The organism is Oceanobacillus senegalensis, from assembly GCF_900176885.1.
GTDB classification, from domain to species: domain Bacteria; phylum Bacillota; class Bacilli; order Bacillales; family Amphibacillaceae; genus Oceanobacillus; species Oceanobacillus senegalensis.
Genome location: NZ_LT839648.1, coordinates 1,914,969 through 1,922,115 on the forward strand (window position 1 = coordinate 1,914,969; position 7,147 = coordinate 1,922,115).

Here is a 7,147-nt window from a genome sequence, read left to right on the forward strand (position 1 = left end):
TGTTATCGAATTTAGCCGACCGGTCCTTCTTGACTTCCCTTGAACCCTCACTATAAGTTATATTGTATCAAAGTGGGGGAATCTATCACAATAAAAGAACCCCCAACAAGTATGGAACCATTCTCATATAGGCGCATATACTTATTGGGGTACCATTTTTATTCTATTTCTTCAATTTCTATAAGTTGTTTACGCAAAAACTTCAATCTCTCTTTTGATTTTATGATTTGAACCTGGTCGTCATCTTCAAGAGCGTCAAAAAGTGTTAAAAGTTCATAATCGATTTCCATTTTTATTACGGGGAGTCTTTCTTTTGCTTCTTCCCTTTTGATAATTTCCATAACAAATTTCAACAGAGCCACTCCTTTCATTCAATTGCTAGCTCCCATATCCAATTTGTTCTTTTGTATATCTTATGACTATCCTTTCAATTGGTTCATTTAATTTTCTGAACTTTATCGGTGTTTAGCCCATTCCCGCATCCCATTTTTTTAAACAGTATACTATTTCTTGACTTCATTATATGAATACTTAATAATAATTATTATAATTTAATTGGTTTTATAGAAAGGATGACAATCTTGAATTTGCAAGGTTTTGAACAAAGGGATTTCGATACATTTACCATCGATGGACTAGAGAAGAGAATGGAAGCCATCCAAAATAGAATACAGCCAAAATTTCAGGTAATTGGTAGTGAATTGGTGAATTTTCTATCAGCACATGTTGGAAACGAGCTTTATCTACATATTGCTAAACATGCAAGAAGAACTGTTAATCCTCCAAAGGATACTTGGTTAGCGATTGCCGACAACAAAAGAGGATACAAAAAGCATCCACACTTTCAATTAGGACTGTTTGATGACCACTTATTCCTGTGGTTAGCTTTTATTTATGAATTACCAAATAAAAAAGAGATTGGGAAAACACTTTTAGATCATTTCGAGGAAATTAAACAGCTTCCTGAAGATTTCGTGGTATCATTGGATCATACTAAGAAGGATTCTATTCCACTACAAAACTTAGAACTTAAACACCTTGAAAGGTTTCGCGATGTAAAAAAAGGAGAATTTCTTATCGGCAGACATCTTTCACACTCAGATGAAAAGGTACAGGATGGAGAAAAGTTATTGGAAACGGCGAAAGATACATTCCAAACACTGATACCGTTTTACCATCAAGCGTTACAAGCAAGAAATTAATAAAAACCAACCAGAATTCTGGTTGGTTTTTATTAATTTAGCTCCACCTAGAAGAAATCTTTTCAGCTTCTTGAATCATATGATCAAATAACTCTCGAACAGTGGGAACATCATTTATTCTAACAGCTGACTGCCCTGCCCAGCCAAATCCATTTTCCAAATCTCCATCATAGATAAATCGTTGGTTCGCTTTTCCACTTATGTAATCCTTTATAGATTCATATCCCTGGTTAAGCTTTTCCATTTCCAAGATTTTTTCAGTCCATGAATTTTTTAACGCTCTCGCTGGTGCACCGATTGATCGTTTTATGATTACCGTACTATCCTCTTTTGCTTCTAGAATTGCTTGTTTATACTTCTCATGTGCATCGACACATTCCTTTGTCGCTATAAATCTGGTTCCCATCTCAATTCCTTCTGCTCCAAGACTAAAAGCTGCCATTAATCCACGTCCATCTACAATTCCACCAGACGCAATTACTGGAATAGACACACTATCAACCACTTCAGGAGTTAATACGAAGGTACCAATATCATTTCTTCCTAAATGTCCTCCACCATCATGCCCAACAACCATAACTGCATCTGCACCAAGTTCTTCAGCTTTTTGCGCTTGCCTTTTTGCTGCAACAAGAACCAATGTCTTTATTCCATTACCTTTTACCATATCTAAGACACCTTTTGGATTACCACCCGTTACCGATATTACAGGAACTTTTTCTTCAACGGCTACTTCGACCATATGTTCGAATCTCCTACCATGTTGACCAATTGCAAAGTTAACCCCAAATGGTTTATCGGTTATGGTTCTTATCTTTTGGATTTCTTTACGAAGTTCATCTGGATTCTCTAAACTCATTGCTGTAATTTGTCCTAATCCCCCAGCATTAGAAACAGCACCTGCCAGATCTGAATACGCTAAATATGCTAGTCCTCCCTGAATAACTGGATACTCAATATCAAATAATTCTGTTACCCTTGTTTTAAAATTCATAACAAATACTCCTCCCCTTATTGACTACAGTTTATTAAATCTTAACATTAACAAATGTATTCTTACTAATACTAGTACTTATTAATCGTATGTCTATGAAAGAGTTCAATTCATTATTATCGAGTCTAGAGAATGACAAAAAATACACCTCTAAATATGAACTTAGAATAGATAGGAAGAAACACCATTGCTATCAAGGGTAATAAACTTATCTTTTAAAATATTGCTGGTATAGAAAAAAAGCTCAGGTATACCTGAGCTTTTATATGTTGTATCTGTATTTTATTTTTCGTTATTGCATGTAGGACATGTACTATAAAGTGTTGTTACCTTTTCATCTTCATAAGCCTCTATAACTTTTTCACATTCTTGACAAACAATTGTACCCATTTTGCGCATCTCCCTTATATTGTTTGATTAAGCATTAAGTTATCTTAAGAACATTATATTATGACACATTGATACAGTCAAGGGTTAATTAGTATGACATATTAAGAAAATTCCCCTTTAAATATTTCATAATTTTATTTTATATTTTTATAAGTATCACCAAAATATTTTAATACCTATTATTAGTATATTGTGTTAGCTAATTAGGATAACTGTATGATAAAATCTCTATTTGGGAAAAGTAATGTACATACATGAATACTAATAAAAGAAAGGATTAGACACCATGAAAAAAAGTATTACAAACGTTTTTTATATCTCCGTAATAATTGTCGTTTTATTTATTATTTGGGGGATAATCCCGGAAGAAATATTACCAAACGGAAACTTAAATGATGTCACAACGAAAATTCAAGGTTTTATTGTTGATCAGTTTGGCTGGTTTTATTTAATAAGTGCAACGGGTTTTCTTGTTTTTTCTATCTATTTGATTTTCTCGAGATACGGAAAGATTAAATTAGGTCGACCAGATGATGAACCGGAGTTTACCTATGTAACATGGTTCGCAATGTTGTTTAGCGCGGGAATGGGAATTGGTTTGGTATTCTGGGGTGTTGCGGAACCCCTACTTCACTTCAATACACCACCATTTGGGGAGGGCGGTACTGCAGAAGCTGCTAAAGCAGGGATGAAGTATAGCTTTCTTCATTGGGGGCTACACCCTTGGGCGGTATACGCAACTCTAGCTCTAGCATTAGCATACTTCAAATTTCGAAAACAAGCACCTGGGGTTGTTAGCTCCACTTTACTACCCTTATTTGGTGATAAACTTAAAGGTACAGCAGGAACTGCCGTGGATAGTATCGTTGTATTTGCTACTGTATTTGGTGTAGCAACATCCTTAGGTTTTGGTGCTATCCAAATTAGCGGTGGTTTATCCTATTTATTTGACATAGAGCAATCTATTCAGCTTCAATTAATTATAATTGTCATTGTTACAGTTTTATTTATAGCTTCAACAATTTCAGGGTTAGGTAAAGGGATTAAGTATTTAAGTAATACGAACCTTATCCTTGCATTACTATTAATGATATTCGTATTTATATTGGGACCGACAGGTTTTATTCTTGACTTTTTCACTACTACTTTTGGAAGTTATATTCAAGACTTACCAAGTATGAGTTTACGTATGTCACCTTTTAATGAACAAAATATGGAATGGACAAATGGATGGACAATCTTTTACTGGGCATGGTGGATTGCTTGGGCTCCATTTGTTGGTACATTTATTGCAAGAGTTTCTCGGGGAAGAACAGTAAGAGAATTTGTTTTAGGTGTTTTATTAGTTCCTACCATTATCGGGGCTTTATGGTTTACGGTATTTGGTGGCACAGCAATTAATTTTGACATGTACAACGGAACTAACATCATTGAAAAAGTGAACACCTTAGGTGAAGAGGTGGCACTTTTCGCTATGCTGGAACATCTACCGTTGGGTACCATCGTATCTGTGATCGGAATCCTGTTAATCAGTACTTTTTTCATTACCTCTGCGGATTCCGCAACACTAGTGTTGGGTATGCAAACAACAGGTGGAAACTTGGATCCAGCAAATAGTGTCAAATTCACTTGGGGAATCATTCAATCAGCGACCGCTGCCGTTCTATTATGGCAAGGTGGATTGGGTGCGTTGCAAACGGCATCCATTATTGCTGCTTTTCCATTTTGTATCATTTTGATATTAATAGTCATATCCCTAGTCAAGGCCTTTAAAGACGATGCAAAAGCAATCGAACGACATAGAAAGAAGAAAATTATCAAGGAAATAAAAGGAAATATAAAGTAATCTTCAATGGGGCTTTGCAACACCTTCTGATATATACGTCCTATAGGCCAGAACGAATCGGGCTTTTAGGGCAGGCTGTGACTCAAGGGTATGACGCAAGGCCCTTCCCACCTAAAAAGATTCGTTTTTCTTCCATTTTTGAAAGCAGAGTTTTTACTGCCCCTTAACCTATAATTAAATAGTACATTAAAAAAATTGAGGTTGGGTGAAAAGTATTACTCAAAGTAAAACACGAACATGATGGTGTATTGTTCGTGTTTTGAGTTAACACTTTAATTATGCCCCAACCTCTTTGTTACGAAAAGCAAACTTTCTTGACACTAATTATAGTATTATATCGCGCATCTTAAAACATATTATATTTTACATCAATATAAGTGTACCAAATAATAAAGGTTCTAAGTCAAATGTTGGGGTGGGGCTATTAGCTCCTACCCCTTTAACCTATTGAATTGGCTACGGATTTAAATTGATGGTGTAATAATACCCTTAATCTCAATCGATCATATCTCTTGAATCCAAAGGCATTTCTCTTGATAACCTTTGTTTGATTATTCAATCCTTCAATAAACCCATTACTATACCCAAAGGCAAAGCTGTTCAATATTTCAGGTTGCCAATTTTGTAGCGTCTGTATCGCTTTTTCAAATTCCTCTAAACCCGCATCTTTTACTTGCGTATAAAACTGATACAGCCCTTCTTTAACCTCTTTCATATTATCTTTTCCTATTTTCTTTGCTTCTTCAAACCAAGTTCGATAAGATTCTTTTAACCCATAAGCTGTTCTCAAATCTTCTGATAACCCTAAATATCTTTCTAAGTACCAATGTTGTTTTGCGCTAAGGGCTTCATAATGCTTATAAAATACATGCTTCATTCGCTTGCACTTTTTACGATCATAAGGGTGGAATTCTTTTTGAACTCGTCTTCGCACACGTTCGAGTGCCCAATAAATATAACGACAGAAATGAAATCGATCCGCTATAATAATAGGATTCCCCAATGCTTGTTGAACAGCTGATTTAAAGCTATGACTCATATCCATAATGACTATTTCTACTTTTTCTCCCTTTTCCTGTAGATACTTTTTCACCGTTTTTACGGACCGATCAGGAAGAATATCCAAAGGCTCACCTGTCTCACCATTACCGATAATGGTCTGATATTTACCTTTATTTGTATCGCCCTTATATTCATCGATCGCTATTACCCGTGGCAGAGCTTTAACCTCACGTAATTTACCAGCTGATACGTTATCAAAACGTCGCATAGCTGTATTGGATGACGTATGAAATTGGGCAGCAGTATCCTTGAAATTCTTCCCCTTTATCACTCGAAAACCTAACGCCTGATTCCATTCCACCGTATGTCGCTGATAACGATAGACAATATTATTGTTTTCTACAAACCTCTTTCCACACTCACACCTATAACGACGCTTACGATAAAAAATATAGGTTCTACGTTCAAACAATTTTAAATGCTGAATTTTTTGCACTCGATAATCATGAATACGCTCTGTTATCTCCCCACAAGAAGGGCATTTATGAGGTTTTTTTGGCAACTGAACATGAATATGAAAGGATCCCTCTATCTCCTCTGTTTTCGTTATTTTCATTTCTTCTAATCCAGGTAATTTCATGTTAAAATACATATACACGCAACTCCTATCCACTTGTTTCTCGTCAATTCAAGTTTAAAGGATATAGGAGCTTGCGTGTTTTTTTATGCTTAAATTTTATTAAAACCCCAACATATATTTTAGAGCCATAATAAAGAAGATAACCCAGATGACTCTTGGGTTATCTTCTTAATTTAAATTACATTATATGAATTGGAGAACCTAACGCTACTTCTGCTGCCTCCATTGTAATTTCACCTAATGTTGGATGAGCATGAATAGTAAGTGCTAAGTCTTCTGCAGTCATACCAGCTTCAACAGCTAGTCCAATTTCAGAAATCATATCACTAGCGTTTGGTCCAGCGATTTGACCTCCTAGAATTAATCCATCCTCTTTACGAGTAATAAGTTTTAAGAAACCGTCTGTATTATTTAAGGATAATGCACGGCCATTTGCCGCGAATGGGAACTTACCAACCTTCACGTCATAGCCTTCTTCTTTTGCTTGTGCTTCAGTAAGACCAACCATAGCCAATTCTGGCTCAACGAAAGCAACAGCAGGAATACCAATATAATCAACTTCAGATTTTTCACCGCTAATTGCTTCTGCAGCAATCTTACCTTCATAAGAAGCTTTATGCGCTAATGGAGCACCTGGTACAATATCACCAATAGCATAGATGTTCTTCACAGTTGTACGGGATTGTTTATCAACTTTAATAAGACCTTTTTCATCTAATTCGATACCCACTTGTTCCAAACCAATTTCACTTGTGTTTGGACGACGGCCTACAGTTACTAAGACATAATCCGCCTCAATTATTTCTTCTTTCCCTTTTACTTCATATGAAACTTTTACACCATCTTTTGTTTCTTCCACGCCTTTAGCCATTGCTTCTGTAATCACTGTAGCGCCTTTTTTCTTCAGACCTTTTTTAACTAATTGAGTCATCGATTTTTCAAATCCGCCTAAAATATCTTTTGCACCTTCTAGGAATGTAACCTCTGTACCAAAGTTAGCATAAGCAGTCCCTAGTTCTGTTCCAACATATCCAGCACCAATTACAACTAGTTTTTTAGGAATTTCTTTCAAA

General features: G+C 35.7%; 7 protein-coding genes. 2 read left to right on the top strand and 5 right to left on the bottom strand.

Features of this window, described 5'->3' with window-relative positions:
- Window positions 1-158 precede the first annotated feature (158 nt).
- Window positions 159-353, bottom strand: coding sequence for a hypothetical protein (locus tag CAO17_RS09110; protein WP_085994445.1), 195 nt, complete (start codon window positions 351-353; stop codon window positions 159-161).
- Window positions 354-581: 228 nt separating this feature from the next.
- On the opposite strand from CAO17_RS09110, the gene CAO17_RS09115 reads away from it, so the two are divergent.
- The gene (locus CAO17_RS09115; protein ID WP_143833738.1) at window positions 582-1,202 is read left to right on the top strand and encodes a YktB family protein; all 621 of its coding nucleotides are present in this window, start codon (window positions 582-584) and stop codon (window positions 1,200-1,202) included.
- Between the two features lie 37 nt (window positions 1,203-1,239).
- Here CAO17_RS09115 and CAO17_RS09120 read toward each other — a convergent pair whose 3' ends face one another.
- The gene (locus tag CAO17_RS09120) at window positions 1,240-2,196 is read right to left on the bottom strand and encodes an NAD(P)H-dependent flavin oxidoreductase (RefSeq protein ID WP_085992517.1); all 957 of its coding nucleotides are present in this window, start codon (window positions 2,194-2,196) and stop codon (window positions 1,240-1,242) included.
- A gap of 282 nt (window positions 2,197-2,478) precedes the next feature.
- Entirely contained in the window at window positions 2,479-2,595 is a 117-nt protein-coding gene (locus CAO17_RS09125; RefSeq protein ID WP_425435874.1) for a GapA-binding peptide SR1P, read from the bottom strand.
- Between the two features lie 277 nt (window positions 2,596-2,872).
- Here CAO17_RS09125 and CAO17_RS09130 point away from each other — a divergent pair, with 277 nt between their 5' ends.
- On the top strand, window positions 2,873-4,432 hold the full coding sequence (locus CAO17_RS09130; protein ID WP_085992519.1) for a glycine betaine uptake BCCT transporter: 1,560 nt from the start codon (window positions 2,873-2,875) through the stop codon (window positions 4,430-4,432).
- A gap of 439 nt (window positions 4,433-4,871) precedes the next feature.
- Here the strand turns inward: CAO17_RS09130 and CAO17_RS09135 are convergent, their stop codons facing one another.
- Together CAO17_RS09135 and CAO17_RS09140 are read right to left on the bottom strand one after the other, a co-directional pair.
- Window positions 4,872-6,092: an ISL3 family transposase gene (locus CAO17_RS09135; RefSeq protein WP_085991018.1), complete on the bottom strand. Its 1,221-nt coding sequence runs from the start codon at window positions 6,090-6,092 to the stop codon at window positions 4,872-4,874.
- Window positions 6,093-6,252: 160 nt separating this feature from the next.
- A partial coding sequence (locus tag CAO17_RS09140) for an FAD-dependent oxidoreductase (protein WP_179151856.1) occupies window positions 6,253-7,147 on the bottom strand: 895 nt, incomplete at its 5' end.